This is a genomic window from Kaistia defluvii, from assembly GCF_026343955.1.
Classification (GTDB): domain Bacteria; phylum Pseudomonadota; class Alphaproteobacteria; order Rhizobiales; family Kaistiaceae; genus Kaistia; species Kaistia defluvii.
Window position 1 is genome coordinate 1 of record NZ_JAPKNI010000012.1, and the last position, 18,907, is coordinate 18,907.

An 18,907-nucleotide genomic window follows, 5' to 3' on the forward strand; every position below is an offset into this window, starting at 1 on the left:
AGCGTTTTCGAGCGAAGTGGGTACCGGTTCGCGTGAAGAAAACGCGATCCCACAAGGAGTTAGAGCCTTTCTCCGTTTCAGAGAAACGACGAAAGGCTCTAGATCTATCTACAAGAAAGGCCCGGTCACGACCGGGCCTTTCACATGGGATCGCGTCGCGATCAGAAGCGGTAGTTCAGGCCCGCGCGCACGATGCTGGCGTCAATTTCGCCGCGGCTCGAAGCGCTGCCGGCGGCGCCGAAATCGAAGTCGAAGGTCTTGGAGCCGAAGTCGGTGTAGAGATATTCTGCCTTGACCGACCAGTTGCTGTGGGCAATCGCCCATTCCGCGCCGGCGCCGATGGCATAGCCGACCATGGTCTTGGTGTCCGTCTGGGAATATTCCGGACCGGTGAAGCCACCGGGAACGCCGCCCTGGATGGTGAGGCCGGCCTTGCCCTGGCCGACGGCGAGACCGCCCGTGCCATAGATCAGCACATTGTCGATGGCGTAGCCGACGCGCGCGCGCAGCGTGCCGAACGACTGCAACTCAGCCGAGGTCTGGTAGTAGGGACCCTGCGGCGAACCCAGGAAGCTGTCCGAGCTCTTGATGTCCGCAGCCTGGTAATCGGCTTCCGCGCCGAACACCCAGGTACCAACCTGATAATTGTAGCCGATCTGTGCGCCGCCCAGGATGCCATCGGCGCTGGCCGAGCTGTCGGCGCCAAGGAACGTCGCGGCCGGTGTGAAGTTGCCGGGGCTAAGGCCGACGAGCGGGCCGGTCGTGGTCATAGAGTTCTCGGTCGTGTCGATGTCACCCCAGCCGTAGCCGGCGTTCAGGCCGACATAGAAGCCCGTCCAGGAAAAGGGTGCGGCGACTGCCACAGGGGCCGCGGGCTCATAGGTCAGGTCGGCCGCCAGGGCGGGAGAAGCAATGAGCACGGTCGTGGCAAGCAGGGCAAACTTCGAAGCGGTCATGATGAGCTCCACCAGCGGGATTGTGAATCCATCGTAGCAAAACTCGATCGAAATGCTGTTGCACTAAGGCAACGATATTAATCGCGAGACTATATGGTTGACGCAATGTTGCCGCGACGGGTGGTGCTACGCCTCGCCCGCGAGACTGCGACGCGCCTTGTCGAGCTCTTCCGCGTAGCGCCGGAACAGGTGCGCCTCCGTCAGCAGCCCGATGACATGCCGGCTCGACGCGTCGTCGACGACGACCAGTTCTTCGCTCTCCGACTCGTCGAACACCTTGGCCGCGGTCTGGGCGCTCATGCTGGGAAACAGCATCTTCTCGGGCTGGCGGCAGAAGGATTCGATTGTCGCCTCCGTTCCTTCGACCGGGTTCGAATGGATCTCCGCGACGAGGATGATGCCCGCATAACGGCCATCGGTGTCGGTGACGACGACGCGCTGGGTCGAACCGAGCGGAAACAGGCTGCGGAAGGCGTCGACCGGCATGGTGGCGAGCACGCTGCGCACGTCGGTTCGCATCATGCGGCCAACCGTGAGGCCGCGCAGCCAGCCGACGTCGATCGCGCTGCGGATCGTTTCGCCGCGTAGATGCAAACGCCAGGTCGAGAAGGAATAGCCGAAGAACTCGCGAACCGTGATGGCGGACAGGATCGAGGCGGCGAGCACGATGCCGGTGATGGCGAGGTCACCGGTCGCCTCCAGCGCCAGGAATGTCATGGTGAGCGGCCCGCCGACGATGCCGACGCCGAGCGCGCTCATGCCGACGATCGCGGCGGCCACCGGGTCGATGCCGGCGGACGGGGCAAGCCAGGTGACGGCGATCGCGAACAGCTTGCCGACGATGACGCCGAGAAACAGCGACGCGAAGAACATGCCGCCGCGAAAGCCCGAGCCGAGCGAAATCGAAACGCCGGCGATCTTCAGCAGAAGGATCGTCACGAGCAGGCCGACCGGCACGACCTCGACCAGGTTCAGATGCAGCGCGCCATGGCCCGCGGCGAGCACCTGCGGGCTATAGAGCGCCAGACCGCCGATGATCGCGCCGCCGATGGCAGGGCGGATGGCGCGCGGCAGCCGGCTCTTCTGGAAGATCACCTCGACCAGGGTCACCAATCGCATGATGCCGATGGCGGCGAAGCCCGCGATGACGCCGAGCAGCAGATAGGGCGGATAGTCGACCGCATGCAGCGCCAGCGCCTTCGGCACCTCGATGGTGTAGGCTGCGGCGCCCAAGCCCTGGGCGACGAGGAATCCGGCGATCGCCGCGGTCATCACCGGCGCGATGTTCGCGACCGTATAGACGCCGATGATCAATTCGAAGCCGTAGAAGGCTCCGGTCAATGGCGCGCTGAAGGCCGCGGCGATGGCGCCGGCGGCGCCGCAGCCGACGACGGTGCGCAGGTCCGTGCGGCGCAGGTGCAGCCGCTGGCCGATGCGCGACGCCATGGCGCTGCCGACCTGGGTATAGCCAGCCTCGAGGCCCACCGAAGCGCCCGAACCGTTGGAAATGATCGCCTCGAGGGCGACGCGCAGGCTGTCGCGCAGCGACATCCGCCCGCCATGCAGCGCGTTGGCCTCGATCGGGTCGACGATCTGGCGGGCCCGGCGGAAGAAGAGAAGGAAAAGCGCGCCGAGCAGCAGGCCGCCGCCCGCCGTGGCCGCCGCCCGCCAGGGGGGCGAGATCATCGCGGTGGCGCTGAGGAAGCCATCCGGCTCGATCGAGAACAGCACCACGTGCAGCCATTGCGCCATCCGGCTCATCACGGTCACGGCGAGGCCGGCGAGACAGCCAATGACAGCCGCGACGATCAGAAGCGAGGGCTCCCGCGTCCGGATCAGGGCGCGGGCGCGGCTCATGGCGCGTTCGGGGAGGGTGGAAAGTCCCATGTCAGTCGCGATGCCCATGCTGGCCGTTCAATTGGCGCTCCTGCCGTCAAAAGCGTCGCGCGTGTTGTCTCAGCCGGCGCGCAACAGCTTGATCGCCTCATCGCGGCCGAAAAGATAGAGCAGCAGCTGCAAGGCCTTGCCGCGTGGCGATTGTAGCGCTGGATCCTTCTCGACGATCAGGCGCGCATCGTCACGGGCGATTTCGAGCAGGTTGGCGTGGTGTTCGAACCGGGCGATCTTGAAACCCGGGGTGCCGGACTGGCGGGTGCCGAGCAGTTCGCCCTCGCCGCGCAGGCGAAGATCCTCCTCGGCGATGCGGAAGCCGTCCTCGGTGTCGCGCATGATGGCGAGCCGGTCATGCGCCACTTCGCCGAGCGGTCCCTTGTAGAGCAGCAGGCAGGTCGAGGCTCTCGAGCCGCGCCCGACCCGGCCGCGCAACTGGTGCAGCTGGGCGAGGCCGAAGCGCTCGGCATGCTCGATCACCATGATGGTCGCATCCGGCACGTCGACACCGACCTCGATCACCGTGGTGGCGACGAGGATCCGGGTTTCGCCGCGCTGGAAACGCTGCATCGCCTCGTCCTTCTCGGCCGCCTTCATGCGGCCGTGGACCAGGCCGACGACCGGACCGAGCGCCTGCTGCAGGTCGACGAAGCGATCCTGCGCGGCGGCGGCGTCGACCTCTTCCGATTCTTCCACCAGTGGGCAGACCCAATAGGCCTTGGCCCCCTCTGCGATCGCGGCGCGGATGCGCTCGACCACCTGGTCGAGCCGCTCGAGCGGGACCGTCCGGGTCTCGATGGGCTGGCGGCCGGCCGGCTTGTCCGGCAGCTTGGACACGTCCATGTCGCCGAAGGCGGTCAGGACGAGCGTGCGCGGGATCGGCGTCGCCGTCATGACGAGGATGTCGGTGGCGGCTCCCTTGGCGGAAAGCGCCAGGCGCTGATGCACGCCGAAACGGTGCTGTTCATCGACGATGGCCAGTGCCAGGTCGCGGAACTCGACGCCGGCCTGGAACACGGCATGGGTGCCGACGACGAGATCGATGCTGCCATCGTCCAGCCCGGCCAGGATCTCGGCGCGCTCGCGGCCCTTTTCGCGGCCGGTGAGGATCGCCATGCGGATGCCGGCGGCGTCGGCGAGCGGTTGAAGCGTCTTGGCGTGCTGGCGGGCGAGCAGTTCGGTCGGCGCCATCAGCGCGGCCTGGCTGCCTGCCTCGATGACGGTTGCCGCCGCCATCAGGCCGACCATGGTCTTGCCCGAGCCGACATCGCCCTGCAAAAGGCGCAGCATGCGCTCGCCGGAGGCGAGATCCTTCTCGATATCGGCGATCGCGGCCTGCTGGCTGCCGGTGAGCGTGAAGGGCAGGGCGGCGGTGATGGCGCGGCGCATCCGCCCGTCGCCGATCCGCGCCCGGCCGGTGGCGCGGCGCAGATTGGCGCGCGTCAGCATCAGGGCAAGCTGGTTGGCGAGGAACTCGTCATAGGCGAGGCGGCTGATGGCCGGCCCCTCGGGCGCGAGTTCGGCCGGCGTCGTGGGGGCGTGCACCGTCTCCAGCGTCGGCTTGAAGCCGGTCCAGCGCTGGCGCGACATCAGCGTCGGATCCTGCCACTCCGGCAGGTCTGGCAGGCTGTCCAGGGCGCCGCGCATGGCGCGTCCCAGCGTCTTGCGCGCCAGCCCGGCCGTCATCGGATAGACCGGCTCGACCATCGGCAATTGTTCGAACGCCTCGCGGTCGACAATATGATCGGGATGGACCATCTGCGGCCGGCCGTTGAACCACTCGACCTTGCCGCTGACGAAGCGCGTCTCGCCGACCGGCATGGTGCGTTCGAGGAAGGTCTGCTCGGCGCGGAAAAAGACCAGTGCGATTTCGCCGGTGTCGTCATGCGCCATGACCCGGTAGGGGATTCGCTTGTTGCCGCGCGGCGCCGGCAGATGGCGGTCGATGCGCACCTCGAGCGTGACGATCGCGCCTTCCGGCGACAGCGCGATGCCCGGCTGGTTGCGGCGATCGATCAGGCCCACGGGGATATGCAGCAGAAGATCGGCCACCCGCGGCGGTTCCGGTGCGTCGCCACCCAGCAGCAACCGCCCCATGGCCTCGCCGATCTTGGGGCCGACGCCGGTCAGACTCGTGACGGGGCGGAACAGCGGATTCAGGATTTCGGGGCGCATCGGGGCATGATTCTCCTGGCCGGGAGATTAGAACGTCCCGCCAACCTTTCGCCATGGCGTCGGGCAGGGTAGGAACAGCACAAATTGTGCGTGAGAGATCGATGACCCAAGAAGCAACAACCGGCGTCTATGGCAACCCCCCGGCGGAACTGGCGGACGTGCCCCGCGACGCGGTGCAGTTTTCGCCGCTGCTGCCCGGGAGCCCGGCGCTGGAGCGCCAGCCGGAAGGTTCGCTCGCGGCCATGGTGATGCTGGCGCCGCCCGGCACGATCGAAAGGCGACACGATATCGCCCAGGCGCTGCGCGCGCTGCGGCCGGGCGGCCAGCTGACGGTGATGGCGCCGAAGGACAAGGGCGGCTCGCGGCTCGCCAAGGAACTGAAGGCCTTTGGCTGCGAATTCGAGGAAACGGCGCTGCGGCATCACCGCATCTGTGTCTCGACCCGGCCCACGGACCTGTCCGCGCTCCAGGCGCCGATCGACGACGGCGCGCCGCGACAGGTCGAGGAAACGGGCCTCTGGTCGCAGCCGGGCGTCTTCTCCTGGAACCGCGTCGATCCAGGCAGCGCGCTGCTCTTGAAGCACCTGCCGCAGCTTTCCGGACGCGGCGCGGATCTCGGCTGCGGCGTCGGCTATCTCGCGCGCGCCGTGCTCGCCATGCCGACCGTCGAGGCGCTGCACATGGTCGATATCGACCGGCGCGCCGTCGAGGCCGCCGCGAAGAACATCACCGATCCGCGCGCCAGCATCCATTGGGCGGACGTGCGCAAGGCCGGAACGATTCCCGAAGGGCTCGATTTCATCGTGATGAACCCGCCCTTCCATGATGGCGGCGCCGAGGATCGCTCGCTCGGCCAGTCCTTCGTCCGCCGCGCCGCCGAAAGCCTGCGCAAGGGCGGCCGCCTTTGGCTGACCGCCAACCGGCATTTGCCCTATGAGGATCACCTGAAGGACCTGTTCGCCCGCGCCGTGCTGGTCGTCGAAGCCGATGGCTTCAAAGTCTATGAGGCGCGCAAATGAGCAAGCCCGGCGGCAAGCAGGCCTTCCCCTCCGCGCGGCTCGACCGGCTGCTCGCCAATCTCGGCTACGGCTCGCGTCGGGAGGTTCAGGGCCTGATCCAGGGCGGCCGGGTCATCCTCGATGGCGAGGCCGAGACCGATCCGGCGCAGCACATCTACGTGAAGCCGGATCTGGTCACCCGCATGACCGTCGCGGGCGAGCCGCTGGACCCGGCGCCCGGCATGGCGCTGATGATCCACAAGCCGCTCGGCGTGACCTGCTCGCACAAGGAGAGCGGCCCGCTGGTCTATTCGCTGCTGCCGGAACGCTGGCGTCGCCGCGATCCCGTCATCTCCACGGTCGGCCGTCTCGACAAGGAGACGTCGGGCCTGCTGCTGATGACCGATGACGGCGCGCTGCTCCACCGCATCATCTCGCCGCGCCATCATGTGCCGAAGCGCTACCAGGTGACGCTGGACCGGCCGCTGAATGGCGACGAGGCCGAGATATTCGCCGCCGGCGGGCTGCTGCTCGAGGGCGACGACAAGCCGCTGCTGCCGGCCGAGATGGAATCCTCGGGCCCGAAGCAGGCGACGCTGACCCTGCATGAAGGGCGCTATCACCAGGTCCGCCGCATGTTCGCCGCTGTCGGCAACCATGTCGTGGCGCTGCATCGCGACCGGATCGGCCTGCTCGAGCTGCCTGGCGATCTGGAGGCCGGTTCGTACCGCCTGTTGACTCCCGCTGACATCGACGCGGTGTTCGGAGCCTCAGTGTGACGCTTCCCGGATCGAAATTTTACGACGTCGTCGTGCTCGGCGCCGGTGCTGCCGGCATGATGTGCGCCATCGAGGCGGGCAAGCGCGGCCGCTCGGTCGCCATCATCGACCATTCGCCCTCGGCCGGCGACAAGATCCGCATTTCCGGCGGCGGCCGCTGCAACTTCACCAACATTCACGCCTCGGCCAAGAACTTCGTGTCGCGGAACCCGCGCTTCTGCATCTCGGCGCTGTCGCGCTACACGCAGCGCGATTTCATCGCCCTCGTCGAGCGGCATGGCATCGCCTATCACGAGAAGACGCTGGGCCAGTTGTTCTGCGACGGCTCCGCCAAGCAGATCATCGAAATGCTGGTGTCCGAGATGCTGCGGGCCGGGGTCGAGCTGCGGCTGGGCACCACCATCAAGCGGGTGGAGCATCGGGTCGATGGCGGCTACCGGGTGGCGCTCTCCACGGGCGACGTCGTCTGCAAGTCGCTGGTGATCGCGACCGGCGGCAAGTCGATCCCGAAGATGGGAGCGACCGGCTTCGGCTATGAGATCGCTGGCCAGTTCGGCCTGAAGCTGGTCGAGACGCGTCCGGGTCTGGTGCCGCTGACCTTCGATCCCGCCACGCTGGCGCGGCTGGAGCCGCTTGCCGGCATCGCCGTCGACGCGGTCGCCCAGCACGGCAAGACGCGGTTCGCCGAGGCAATGCTGTTCACGCATCGCGGCCTTTCCGGCCCGGCGATCCTGCAGATCTCGTCCTACTGGCGCGAGGGCGACGAGATCACGCTCTCCATGCTGCCGGAGACAGACGTGTTCGCGACGCTGAAGGCGGCCAAGGCCGAGCGCGGCAAGCAGGCGCTGCATACGGTGCTGGCGACGCTGCTGCCGAAGCGGCTGGCGCAACTGATCGCCGAGGACGAGAAGGGGCCAGGCAATCTCGCCGACTTTTCCGACAAGGCATTGCGCCGCGTCGAGGCGGCGATCAATGCCTGGCGCGTCAAGCCGTCGGGTTCAGAGGGCTATCGCACGGCCGAGGTGACGCTGGGCGGTGTCGACACCAACGAGCTGGATCCGAAGACGATGGAAGCCAGGGAAGTCCCCGGCCTTTATTTCATCGGCGAGGTCGTTGATGTCACCGGCTGGCTCGGCGGTTACAATTTCCAGTGGGCCTGGTCATCCGGCTGGGTGGCGGGGCAGGCGGCGTAGGGAGAGATTCCATGGCGGTCCGGCGCATCGTGGCAAATATCGCGGCCCAGGATCCGGCAAGTGCTCAGGCCTTTTACGGCGACATTCTCGGCATGGAGATCGTCATGAACCATGGCTGGATCGTCAGTTTCGCGAGCGATATCGCCACCACCCCGCAGGTGAGCATCGCCCGCGAAGGCGGATCCGGCACCGCCGTGCCGGATCTCTCCATCGAGGTGGACGATCTCGACGCTGTGCTGGCTCGCATTCGCGGCGCCGGCCTCCCGATCGAATATGGCCCTGCGACGGAGCCGTGGGGCGTGCGGCGCTTCTATGTGCGCGATCCGTTCGGCCGGCTGGTGAACATTCTCAGCCACGCCTGAGATCCTTGGGCAGGCGTCATTCGACCAGAACACCGGACTTCTTCGCCGCGAAGATCGCCAGCGCGTCCATCAGCGGCGGCGAAAGGCAGTCATAGGGCTCCAGGCCAAGCTCGCGGATGCGGGAGCGGATCGCGCCCATGCGGTCCGGCTTCACGCCGCCCTCGATCAGCGACGAGATAAATGCGCCGAATTGCGGCGCCTGCCAGCCCTCCTCGCGTGACAGCTCCGTGTGCACGAAGGAGAGCCCCCGGAAGGCGTGATCCTTCTCGACAGGGCCGTGCATGTGCACGCCGCAAACCTGGCATGCATGGCGCAGGATGGTGGCGGCCGGGTTGACCACCGCCAGCTTGTCGCCATTGGCAGCGACCTTCACATGATCGGTCGGTACCACGCCGACAACCGAGACGATCGCGCCTTCCGGCTTCCAGCACTGCGTGCAGCCGCAGGCATGGTTATGCGCGACCTGCCCCTGGATCTCGACCTTCACCGGCTTGTCGAGGCAATGGCAGACGAGTGTTCCGCCAGCGAAATCATCGGCGCCCTTGCGGATGCCGTGATCGATCGTGGGATGGAGAAGGACCGTGGCAGGCATTTCAGGCTCCCTCGTTCGTTCTTGCCGGAGGATCCGGATCGATCGAAGGTAGCGCTGACGTAGCGTCAAGGAAACCGCTGCGCGCGTCATGCCCGTCGAATTCGGCGGGATGCGCGTCACGGCCGAAGCGAAAACGGCCATGTCGCCGGAACGACATGGCCGTCAAAACGGGAGCCCGGAGCGCCCCTCTAGTTGAGGCCGCTGGCTTCGTCCAGGCCGAGAACCAGGTTCAGGTTCTGCACGGCGGCGCCCGACGCGCCCTTGCCGAGATTATCGAGCAGGGCGACGAGACGGGCCTGCCCGGCGCCTTCTGTGCCGAAGGTGAAGAGCTTCATCCGGTTGGTGCCGTTCAGCCCCTCGGGATCCAGGCCGGTCATCGCGCCGGACTCCGCTAGGCTCGCCACGGTAACGAAGCGCTCGCCGGCATAGTGGGCCGAGAGGGCGTCGTTCAGCGCAGCCAGCGACGGCTTGCCCGGGATCGCGTCCAGATGGAGCGGGATCTCGACGATCATGCCCTGCGCATAGCGGCCGACGGCCGGCGCGAAGATCGGACGGAGGTCGAGCTGGCCGTGCTTCTGGATCTCCGGCACATGCTTGTGCTGCAGCGGCAGCGCGTAGATGCGGAAATTCTCATGGGTATAGTTCGCGGCGTTCGGATCTTCGAACTCCGCGATCATCGACTTGCCGCCGCCGGAATAGCCGGAGACGGCATTGATCGTCACCGGCCAGGAGCCGGGCAGGAGACCTGCGGACACCAGTGGGCGCAGCAGCGCGATCGCGCCGGTCGCATAGCAGCCGGGATTGGAGATCCGCGTCGAGGCGGCGATCCTGGCGCGCTGCGCCTTGTCGAGTTCGGCGAAGCCATAGGTCCAGTCTGCCGCCGTCCGGTAGGCGGTCGACGCATCGATCACCTTGACGTCGGGGTTGTCGATCAGCCCCACGGCCTCCTTGGCGGCTGCGTCCGGCAGGCACAAGATGACGGCGTCGGCGCCGTTCAGCAGCTCGGCCCTGGCAGCCGTCTCCTTGCGACGCTCGGGCGCGATCGACAGCAGCTGGATGTCGTCGCGGCCTTCCAGGCGCTGGCGGATCTGCAGACCCGTCGTGCCGGCTTCGCCGTCGATGAAGACCGTGGATACCATGGGCTCGCCTCCGTTCGGGCATCAGTAGATGGGGGCATCATCGCCACCCGCAAGGATCTCGCACGGTCGTGAAACCGCAATAAGACAGACGCGCATAGAAAAAGGGCGCTGCGGTTGCCCGAAGCGCCCCTTCGAAAACGTCGCGTGGACGCCGATTAGCGCTTCGAGAACTGGAAGCTGCGGCGGGCCTTGGCGTGGCCGTACTTCTTGCGCTCGACGACGCGGCTGTCGCGGGTCAGGAAGCCGCCCTTCTTGAGGACGCCGCGCAGCTCGGGCTCGTAATAGGTCAGCGCCTTCGAGATGCCGTGACGGAGCGCGCCGGCCTGGCCGGAGAGACCGCCGCCAGCAACCGTGGCGTTGATGTCGTACTGGTCGGTGCGCGAAGCGACGCCGATCGGCTGCTGAACGAGCATCTGCAGAACCGGGCGAGCGAAGTAGCCGCGGTATTCCTTGCCGTTCACGACGATCTTGCCGGTGCCCGGCTTGATCCAGACGCGAGCGATGGCGTTCTTGCGCTTGCCTGTCGCGTAGGCGCGGCCCTGGGCGTCAAGCTTCTGCACATGGACAGGTGCCGCGTTCTCGGTCGAGATGACGGCGAGGTCCTGGAGGGACTGGAGATCAGCCATGTTCAGGCAATCCTCTTGTTCTTGGCATTCAGGGCGCCGACGTCGAGCGTCTCGGGCTGCTGTGCTTCGTGCGGATGCTCTGAACCGCCATAGACGCGCAGGTTCTTCAGCTGGCGACGGCCAAGCGGACCCTCGGGGATCATGCGCTCGATGGCCTTCTCCAGAACACGCTCGGGGAACTTGCCCTCGATGATCTGGCGCGGGCTGCGCTCCTTGATGCCGCCGATATAGCCGGTGTGCCAGTAGTACCGCTTGTCGGTGTACTTGGCGCCGGTGAAGACGCACTTCTCGGCGTTGATGATGATGACGTTGTCGCCATCATCGACGTGCGGCGTGAAGCTGGCCTTGTGCTTGCCGCGAAGGCGGTTCGCCACGATGCTGGCGAGGCGGCCAACGACCAGCCCTTCAGCGTCGATCAGAATCCACTTCTTCACGACGTCCGCCGGCTTGGTGGAAATTGTGCTCATTGGTTGAACTCGTTTTCTCGTGCCCCGTTCGGGCAGGATTAGCGGCAACGGGACACACGGTCCCATCGATCGTGCCGGTGTGTAGCCTGCGCCACAGATTCCGTCAAGCGCGCAGAAAACGATGACGCGCGGATTATCATAGCGAAATCAATAGCTTATATATATGGTATTATTATACCTCTAGCGGAACGAGATTTCGGACATCCTCAGGCATGCTTGCAGGCCGAAGAATCTCACTTTTGGCGGCAAACGTGGGCCGGCGAACCTCCGGCTGGTGGATTGAACCAGGATGGGGGCGGCGGCAGGCACGAAGCATGGTATGGGAGTCGCATCGGGCCGGATTGGCGGCTTTACGTGGCAATATTGGGGGATTGGACGATGTGGACGGTTTGGAAGCACCCGCTCGTGAAGTGGGGAATCCTGGTTGTGCTGCTCTTTGCGACGGGCGCCTTCATCGTGGCGACGAGCTGAAGGCGAGGGCGCCGTCCGGGGCCGCGGCCGTCCGCCGCTGCCTTGGAACTGTCACGGGGCTGCCGTATCGACAGAGGGGCGGATTGTCGCTCTCCTGCCGGCGGCCCGCGATGGAACGGGCCGGTTTCCGGCCGATTGCGCGCTCCGCCAAGGGTGGCATGACCGCAACGGCATCTGTACCGCGCCGGGCGATCGGCTATGCTGTCGGCCCAATCGTGACGGGGAAGACAATATGACGGAAGCAGGCCTCGCACCCAGGCTCAGCATTGTGACGCTCGGTGTCGCCAGCGTGCCCAAGGCACGTGCATTCTATGAGTCGCTCGGCTGGCAGGCCTCGGCCGCAAGCCAGGAGGCGATCACATTTTTCCAGCTCTCCGGCGTCGTGCTGGCCCTGTTCCAGCGCAATGCGCTTGCGGACGACGCGAATGTCGCGCCGGCGGGCGACGGATTTCGCAGCATCACCCTGGCGCACAACGTCATGAGCGAAGCCGAGGTCGATGCGGCGCTGGCGCATGCCGAGAACTGCGGCGCGCGACTGGTCAAGCCGGCCACCAAAGTGTTCTGGGGCGGCTATTCCGGTTATTTCTCTGATCCGGATGGCCATCTCTGGGAGGTGGCCTACAATCCATTCTTCCCGTTCGACGAGGCCGGTCGCCTCGCACTGCCAGGTCCACAATCATGAAGAACCTTCTTTGCAGCTCGGCCGCTTGCGCGATGCTGGCTTTCTTCGGATCGACAGCCTTCGCGGCGGAGGATCCGGCGATCCAGCCGAAGCCCTATGAAGCGCTCGCCGTCACCTATGATACGACCGGCACCGACGACGCCGATCTCAAGGCTCTGATCGAAACGTTGAAGGTGGCGATTTCGACCGGCGACGTGGCGACGCTGAAGGCGAGCGCGGCACCAGAGGTGAAGATCTATTCGCCGATGATCGGCTTCCCGGACGCGACGCCGGCCGATGCCTTGCCCGATCCGGAGAAGCGCCCGGGCGACGAGCGGCTGGACAGCGCGGCGACCATGTCGTCCACCGGCGACGTCGATTACAGCCGCGAGGATCTCGACGGCCTGGTCGTCGACCTGTTCGGCAATGCGCTGGATTCGGGGACCATCGGCCATTCCAAGACGGCGAGGGGCGCGATCTGCTCGCCGGCCGAGCCGATCTTCGACCGTGACAAGGCGCTGGCCATTGCCGAGGCGGCAGGCGTTCCCGCCGGCAACCTCTGGATCCTGTCCGAGGACACGGAGTTCCACGAGAAGCCGACCGAGACATCGCCGGTGCTGACGAAGCTCCCTGCCGGCACGATCGTGCCGTTCATCGAGGGTTCGGTCGACGGCGAGGACGGCACCGCCGATTGGTACTCGGTGGCGCTTCCCTCCGGCAAGCTCGGATATTCGACCAACGACATCTCGCTCGGCTTCCAGGCGACCAGCGTCTGCTATGGCAAGATCGAGGGCAAGTGGATGGTCACCGCCGTCATCGTTCCGGGTCTCTGACCCTATGAACCACGATCATTATGACGATGATTACCTCCGGGGCATCCTGACGGCCACCCGGACCATCGCGCTGATCGGCGCGAGCCCCAATCCGGCCCGGGCCAGCCATGGCGTGCTGGGCTATCTGACGCGTGCGGGCTACGAGACCTATCCGATCAATCCGGGCATCGCCGGACGGGAACTGTTCGGCCGTATGGTCTATCCGCGCCTGGCCGACGTGCCGGTCGCGATCGACATGGTCGACGTCTTCCGCAATTCCGATGCGATCGCCGGCGTCGTCGACGAGATCCTCGCGCTGCCGGTTCTGCCCAGGGTGATGTGGCTGCAACTCGGCATCCGCAACGATGTCGAGGCGGCCCGGCTGGAGGCGAGGGGCGTCCAGGTTGTCATGGACCGCTGCCCCGCGATCGAGCGACCACGCCTGATCGGTTGAGGGATTTTGCGGCCGAAGCCGCCGCAGCGGATGAATATTCGCCGGGAGGCTGCTCCCGGCGAAACGTATGGCTGCGATTTGCGGCGCTACCGCGCTATCCGTGTAGGTCCGACGATCGATCCGGCCATACCCATCAAGAACGAGAGTGGAGGAGACACGAATGTCCGAAGACAGGCTTCCCGGTTTTGCAACGCTGGCCGTCCATGCCGGCGCCCAGCCCGACCCGACCACGGGCGCGCGCATCACGCCGATCTACCAGACGACCGCATTCGTCTTTGACAATGTGGACCATGCCGCGTCGCTGTTCGGCCTGCAGGCCTTCGGCAACATCTATACGCGCATCACCAATCCGACGACCGCCGTGCTCGAGGAGCGCGTCGCGGCGCTGGAGGGTGGCACCGCCGCGCTTGCCGTCGCCTCCGGTCACGCCGCGCAGCTTCTGGTTTTCCACACCCTGCTGCAGCCCGGCGACGAGTTCATTGCCTCGACCAAGCTCTATGGCGGCTCGATCAACCAGTTCAACCACTCGTTCAAGAGCTTCGGCTGGAACGTCGTCTGGGCCGATCCCGACGATATCGCCTCTTTCGAGCGGGCGATCACCCCGAAGACCAAGGCGATCTTCATCGAGTCGATCGCCAATCCGGGCGGCATCGTCGTCGACATCGCAGCGATTTCCGCGGTCGCCAAGCGCGCCGGCGTCCCGCTGATCGTCGACAACACGCTCGCGACGCCTTATCTCTGCAAGCCATTCGAGCATGGCGCCGATATCGTCGTGCACTCGCTGACCAAGTTCCTCGGCGGCCACGGCAATTCGATGGGCGGCGTCATCGTCGACGGCGGTCGCTTCAACTGGACCCGCGAGGCGCGCTATCCCAAGCTGTCGCAGCCGCTGGCCGAATATAATGGCGTCGTGCTGGCCGAGACGTTCGGCAACTTCGCCTTTGCCATCGCCTGTCGCGTGCTCGGCCTGCGCGATCTGGGGCCCGCGATCTCGCCACAGAACTCTTTCCTGATTCTGACGGGCATCGAGACCCTGCCGCTGCGCATGCAGAAGCATTCCGACAATGCCCGCGCCGTCGCCGAATATCTGATCGACCATCCGGCCGTCGCCTGGGTCAGCTATGCCGGCCTTCCGGGCGACCGCTACCACAACCTTGCGCGCCGCTACGTTCCCAAGGGCGCGGGCGCCGTGCTGACTTTCGGCCTCAAGGGCGGCTATGACGCCGGCGTCAAGGTTGTCTCGACGGTCAAGCTGTTCTCGCATCTCGCCAATATCGGCGACACGCGCTCGCTGATCATCCACCCGGCCTCGACCACGCATCGCCAGTTGGACGATGCGCAGAAGACGAAGGCCGGCGCCGGTCCCGATGTCGTCCGCCTGTCGATCGGCATCGAGGACAAGGAAGACATCATCGCCGATCTCGAGCAGGCGCTCGCCGGCACCTGATCTGCTTTTTGCGTGGGGTAGACCCTCACCCCAACCCTCTCCCGCGCGGCGGGAGAGGGAGTTCTGCAGACCCGGTCGATGCGCTGCGCTCACCTTGATAAGGCAGTCGGAAACGACTCATGCCTGGGGACGCGCACCGGCCGAAAACCCTCGCCCGCTCGCGGGAAAGGGTAGGGTGAGGGGCTTTCCTTCGTCAGGAAGCGCCCAGGCTAGGCCATGACTTTGACATAACTGCCCGGCGCGTCCTCGATCGCCTTGACCTTGCGGCCGCCGGGGGTGCGTGCCTTCACGCGGCGGTCGTCCTGCTGCTCGATCCAGGCCTGCCAATGCGGCCACCACGACCCCGGATGTTCCTTGGCATGGCCGAGCCAGTCGTCCAGCCCGTCGCCCTTCGGCGCGGGGCCGGTCCAGTACTGGTACTTGCCGCGCGAGGGCGGGTTGATGACGCCGGCGATATGGCCGGATCCCGCCAGCACGAAGGTTACCGGCCCGCCGAAGAAGGACGATCCGTAGAACACCGAGCGCGGCGGCGCGATGTGATCGTCACGGGTGGCGAGATTGTAGATTGGGATGGTCACGTCGCCGAGCGACAGCGCCTTGTCGCCGACCGACAGCTCGCCATTCGCCAGCTTGTTGTCGAGATAGCAGTTGCGCAGATAGAAGGAATGGTTCGCCGCCGGCATGCGCGTGGCGTCGGAATTCCAGTAGAGCAGGTCGAACGGGATCGGTTCCTTGCCGCGGAAATAGTTGTTCACGACATAGGACCAGATCAGGTCATTCGAGCGCAGCATGTTGAAGGAGGAGGTCATGTTCTTCCCCTCCAGATAGCCGCGCACGCTCATCTTCTTCTCGACCGCCTCGATCTGCTCCTCGTCGATGAAGACCTTGAGGTCGCCGGCATGGGTGAAGTCGACCTGCGTGGCGAACAGCGTCGCCGAGGCGATCCGCGTGTCGCCGGCGCCGGCCATGTAGGCGAGCGTATACGAGAGCAGCGTGCCGCCGACGCAATAGCCGATGGCGTTGATCTCGCTCTCGCCGGTGATCTTCTGGATCGTATCGACCGATTCGAGGATGCCTTCGCGCATGTAGTGCTCGAAGCTCTTCTCCGCCTGGCGTTCGTCCGGATTGATCCAGGAGACGACGAACACGGTATGGCCCTGCTCCACCGCCCATTTGACGAAGGATTTTTCAGGGTTCAGATCGAGGATGTAGAACTTGTTGATCCAGGGCGGCACGATCAGCAGAGGCCGTTTCAACACCTCGGTTGTCGCCGCCTTGTACTGGATCAACTGGCAGACCTCGTTCTGCAGGATGACCTTGCCCGGTGAAAGGGCGAGGTTCTTGCCGATGGCGAAGTGGGAATTGTCCGACTGGCGGATGATGAGTTCGCCATTGCCCGCCGCGATGTCCTCGGCCAGCATGTCCATGCCGCGCACCAGGTTGTCGGCGCTCGAATCGAGCGTGTCGCGCAGGATTTCAGGATTGGTGAACAGGAAATTCGACGGCGAGATCGCATTGGCGATCTGCCGGATGTAGAAGCCGGCCTTCAGCCGGACATGCGGGTCGAGGTCGATGGCGTCGTCGACCATCTGCTCGGCCCAGCGCGTCGTGATCAGGTAGAACTGCTTCACGAAATCGAAGAACTGGTTCTCCGACCATTGTGGGTCCTTGAAGCGGCGATCGCGCGGATCGGGCTCGACCACCGGCGGCATGGGCACGCCGGACATGCGCTGCATCATGCTCGTCCAAAGCATGAAATATTGGCCGTAAAGCTTTGATTGCGCTTGAATGCTGCGGCCAGGCTCGGCCGTCCAGTACTCGATCACCTTGGCCAGCGTGCGAACGATCTCGGCGATCTCGTCGGTGAGATCCGCGGAGAGCTTGCCGTCTTCGCGCGGCTTCAGGAAGGCGTTCGCGGCCCGGGTCATGCCCTCGATCATCTTGGCGATGTTCTGGGCGAATTTCTCGGGGTCCTTGATGATCAGGCTGATCGGCGCACTGCCGGAGCTGGTGCCGTCGCTTCCGATTTTGTCTTTGGCCATCGTATCCCCGAATGCCATTCTGCGATCGGGAAGGCGGCGCTGCTTTCCCCGACGCGCGGAGTGTAATAGCTTCGCGCTCACAGGGATATGATGCGCATGCTATCGACCCGCTTACCACAATGAGTTCATGATGAATCCGTCCGGAATCAAGCGGTCCCGTTCCGCGTCGCTCGTCCTCATGCTGGCCCTTGCCGTCTCTCTGGCGGCATGCTCGCAGCAGCTTTCCAAGACGCTGGACAATTCGCCCGATCCCGAGCTGGACCGTCCGGGCGTGTTTCCCAACATCAATGTCGCCGGGGGCGAGCCGCCCGGCAAGCTGATGACGCCGGCGGAGTTGCAGAGCGCCACGGCGAGCCTGAAGGCCAAGGGCGCGCGCAACGACCCGCGCACCGCCGAGGCCGCGCGGCAGCATAGTGCCACCACCAATGCGGCCTTGGAGAAGGCCGCCGCCACGCATGCCAACAAGACGCTCTCCGAAATTCAGGAGCGATGCGGCGAGCCTGGCGCAGACGCCACGAAATGCCCGCAATAAGGGTGCTTTCATAGACGGCGGTTCGGTGTAGAACCGCCCCGCGCCAGGTGAGGCGCATAACGACTATCCAGGAAAGATGGATTCGGAGTCATGAGCGAGTTCCACAGCGTGCGGCGTCTGCCGCAATACGTCTTTGAGCAGGTCAACCGGCTTAAGGCGAGCGCTCGAGCCGCGGGCGCCGATATCATCGATCTCGGCATGGGCAATCCCGACCTTCCGACCCCGGCGCATATTGTCCAGAAGCTCGCCGAAACGGCGGCGCGTCCCGACGTGCACGGCTATTCGGCGTCGCGCGGCATCAACGGCCTGCGCAAGGCTCAGGCCGCCTATTACGATCGCCGCTTTGGCGTGAAGCTCGACCCGAACACGCAGATCGTCGCCACGATCGGCTCCAAGGAAGGCTTCGCCAACATGGCGCAGGCGATCACGGCGCCCGGCGACGTGATTCTCGTACCCAACCCGAGCTATCCGATCCATGCCTTCGGCTTCCTGATGGCCGGTGGTGTGATCCGTTCCGTGCCGGTCGAGCCCGGCCCTGAATTCTTCCACGCGATGGAACGTGCCGTCATGCACTCCATCCCGAAGCCGCTCGCCGTCGTGCTCTGCTATCCGTCCAATCCGACGGCGCATGTGGCCGATCTCGATTTCTATCGCGATGTCGTCGCCTTCGCCCGCAAGCACGAGCTGTTCGTGCTGTCGGACCTCGCCTATTCCGAGATCTATTTCGATGACGTTCCGCCGCCCTCGATCCTGCAGGTCCCGGGCGCCATGGACGTCGCCGTCGAGTTCACCTCGATGTCGAAGACCTATTCCATGGCCGGCTGGCGCATGGGCTTCGCGGTCGGCAATGAGCGCCTGATCGCCGCGCTGTCGCGGGTGAAATCCTATCTCGACTACGGCGCCTACACGCCGATCCAGGTCGCGGCCACCACCGCGCTGAACGGCCCGCAGGATTGCATCGAGGAGATGCGCCAGATCTACAAGCATCGCCGCGACGTGCTGGTCGACAGCTTCGGCCGCGCCGGATGGCAGATTCCCGCGCCGCGCGCCTCGATGTTTGCCTGGGTGCCAATTCCCGACGCCTTCAAGCCGCTGGGAAGCCTGGAATTCGCGAAGCTTCTGATCGAGAAGGCCGATGTGGCCGTCGCGCCCGGCGTCGGCTTCGGCGAACATGGCGATGACTATGTTCGCATCGCCCTGGTCGAAAACGAGCAGCGCATTCGTCAGGCCGCGCGCAATGTCCGTCGCTTCCTTGAAACAGCGGACAAAACGTTGCACAACGTCGTCCCTATCAGCAGCGCCCGGCGATAA

At 65.4% G+C, this 18,907-nt stretch carries 18 protein-coding genes; 10 read left to right on the forward strand and 8 right to left on the reverse strand.

What is annotated here, in order from left to right:
- Nucleotides 1-161 precede the first annotated feature (161 nt).
- The 3 genes from OSH10_RS21390 to recG form a co-directional block, all read right to left on the reverse strand.
- On the reverse strand, nt 162-956 hold the full coding sequence (locus tag OSH10_RS21390; protein WP_266334523.1) for an outer membrane protein: 795 nt from the start codon (nt 954-956) through the stop codon (nt 162-164).
- 126 nt (nt 957-1,082) lie between these two features.
- Nucleotides 1,083-2,861, reverse strand: coding sequence for a chloride channel protein (locus OSH10_RS21395; protein ID WP_266334525.1), 1,779 nt, complete (start codon nt 2,859-2,861; stop codon nt 1,083-1,085).
- A 51-nt stretch (nt 2,862-2,912) separates the two neighbouring features.
- A complete protein-coding gene (recG, locus tag OSH10_RS21400; protein ID WP_266334527.1) occupies nt 2,913-5,021 on the reverse strand; it encodes an ATP-dependent DNA helicase RecG in 2,109 nt (702 codons plus the stop codon).
- A 101-nt stretch (nt 5,022-5,122) separates the two neighbouring features.
- Between recG and OSH10_RS21405 the strand changes: the two genes are divergently transcribed.
- The 4 genes from OSH10_RS21405 to OSH10_RS21420 are packed head-to-tail and all read left to right on the forward strand — an operon-like array spanning nt 5,123 to nt 8,353.
- A complete protein-coding gene (locus tag OSH10_RS21405) occupies nt 5,123-6,040 on the forward strand; it encodes a class I SAM-dependent methyltransferase (protein WP_266334529.1) in 918 nt (305 codons plus the stop codon).
- Nucleotides 6,037-6,798 carry a pseudouridine synthase gene (locus OSH10_RS21410; RefSeq protein WP_266334531.1) on the forward strand — a complete coding sequence of 254 codons (762 nt, stop codon included), beginning with the start codon at nt 6,037-6,039 and terminating at the stop codon, nt 6,796-6,798. The genes OSH10_RS21405 and OSH10_RS21410 overlap by 4 nt, the downstream gene beginning before the upstream one ends.
- On the forward strand, nt 6,795-7,991 hold the full coding sequence (locus OSH10_RS21415; RefSeq protein ID WP_266334533.1) for a BaiN/RdsA family NAD(P)/FAD-dependent oxidoreductase: 1,197 nt from the start codon (nt 6,795-6,797) through the stop codon (nt 7,989-7,991). Before OSH10_RS21410 ends, OSH10_RS21415 begins: the two co-directional genes overlap by 4 nt.
- Before the next feature lie 11 nt (nt 7,992-8,002).
- Nucleotides 8,003-8,353 (forward strand): VOC family protein, encoded by a 351-nt coding sequence (locus OSH10_RS21420; protein WP_266334535.1) that lies wholly within the window; start codon nt 8,003-8,005, stop codon nt 8,351-8,353.
- A gap of 16 nt (nt 8,354-8,369) precedes the next feature.
- On the opposite strand, the gene gfa is transcribed toward OSH10_RS21420, so the two are convergent.
- The 4 genes from gfa to rplM all read right to left on the reverse strand — a co-directional run bounded on the left by gfa (nt 8,370) and on the right by rplM (nt 11,177).
- Entirely contained in the window at nt 8,370-8,945 is a 576-nt protein-coding gene (gene gfa / locus OSH10_RS21425) for an S-(hydroxymethyl)glutathione synthase (RefSeq protein WP_266334537.1), read from the reverse strand.
- A 188-nt stretch (nt 8,946-9,133) separates the two neighbouring features.
- Nucleotides 9,134-10,084 carry an N-acetyl-gamma-glutamyl-phosphate reductase gene (gene argC / locus OSH10_RS21430; protein ID WP_266334539.1) on the reverse strand — a complete coding sequence of 317 codons (951 nt, stop codon included), beginning with the start codon at nt 10,082-10,084 and terminating at the stop codon, nt 9,134-9,136.
- Between the two features lie 155 nt (nt 10,085-10,239).
- The gene (gene rpsI / locus OSH10_RS21435) at nt 10,240-10,710 is read right to left on the reverse strand and encodes a 30S ribosomal protein S9 (RefSeq protein ID WP_266334541.1); all 471 of its coding nucleotides are present in this window, start codon (nt 10,708-10,710) and stop codon (nt 10,240-10,242) included.
- Between the two features lie 2 nt (nt 10,711-10,712).
- Entirely contained in the window at nt 10,713-11,177 is a 465-nt protein-coding gene (gene rplM, locus OSH10_RS21440) for a 50S ribosomal protein L13 (RefSeq protein ID WP_266334543.1), read from the reverse strand.
- Between the two features lie 703 nt (nt 11,178-11,880).
- On the opposite strand from rplM, the gene OSH10_RS21445 reads away from it, so the two are divergent.
- The 4 genes from OSH10_RS21445 (at nt 11,881) to OSH10_RS21460 (ending at nt 15,022) form a co-directional block, all read left to right on the forward strand.
- The gene (locus OSH10_RS21445; protein ID WP_266334545.1) at nt 11,881-12,330 is read left to right on the forward strand and encodes a VOC family protein; all 450 of its coding nucleotides are present in this window, start codon (nt 11,881-11,883) and stop codon (nt 12,328-12,330) included.
- Nucleotides 12,327-13,142 carry an SH3 domain-containing protein gene (locus tag OSH10_RS21450; protein WP_266334547.1) on the forward strand — a complete coding sequence of 272 codons (816 nt, stop codon included), beginning with the start codon at nt 12,327-12,329 and terminating at the stop codon, nt 13,140-13,142. Before OSH10_RS21445 ends, OSH10_RS21450 begins: the two co-directional genes overlap by 4 nt.
- A gap of 4 nt (nt 13,143-13,146) precedes the next feature.
- Nucleotides 13,147-13,575, forward strand: coding sequence for a CoA-binding protein (locus tag OSH10_RS21455; RefSeq protein ID WP_266334549.1), 429 nt, complete (start codon nt 13,147-13,149; stop codon nt 13,573-13,575).
- A 160-nt stretch (nt 13,576-13,735) separates the two neighbouring features.
- Entirely contained in the window at nt 13,736-15,022 is a 1,287-nt protein-coding gene (locus OSH10_RS21460) for an O-acetylhomoserine aminocarboxypropyltransferase (protein WP_266334551.1), read from the forward strand.
- A 209-nt stretch (nt 15,023-15,231) separates the two neighbouring features.
- Here the strand turns inward: OSH10_RS21460 and OSH10_RS21465 are convergent, their stop codons facing one another.
- Nucleotides 15,232-17,064, reverse strand: coding sequence for a PHA/PHB synthase family protein (locus tag OSH10_RS21465; protein ID WP_266334553.1), 1,833 nt, complete (start codon nt 17,062-17,064; stop codon nt 15,232-15,234).
- A 178-nt stretch (nt 17,065-17,242) separates the two neighbouring features.
- Between OSH10_RS21465 and OSH10_RS21470 the strand changes: the two genes are divergently transcribed.
- Both OSH10_RS21470 and OSH10_RS21475 read left to right on the forward strand, forming a co-directional pair.
- Entirely contained in the window at nt 17,243-17,596 is a 354-nt protein-coding gene (locus OSH10_RS21470) for a hypothetical protein (protein WP_266334555.1), read from the forward strand.
- Nucleotides 17,597-17,686: 90 nt separating this feature from the next.
- Complete coding sequence (locus OSH10_RS21475; protein WP_266334557.1) at nt 17,687-18,907, forward strand: LL-diaminopimelate aminotransferase; 1,221 nt, start codon at nt 17,687-17,689, stop codon at nt 18,905-18,907.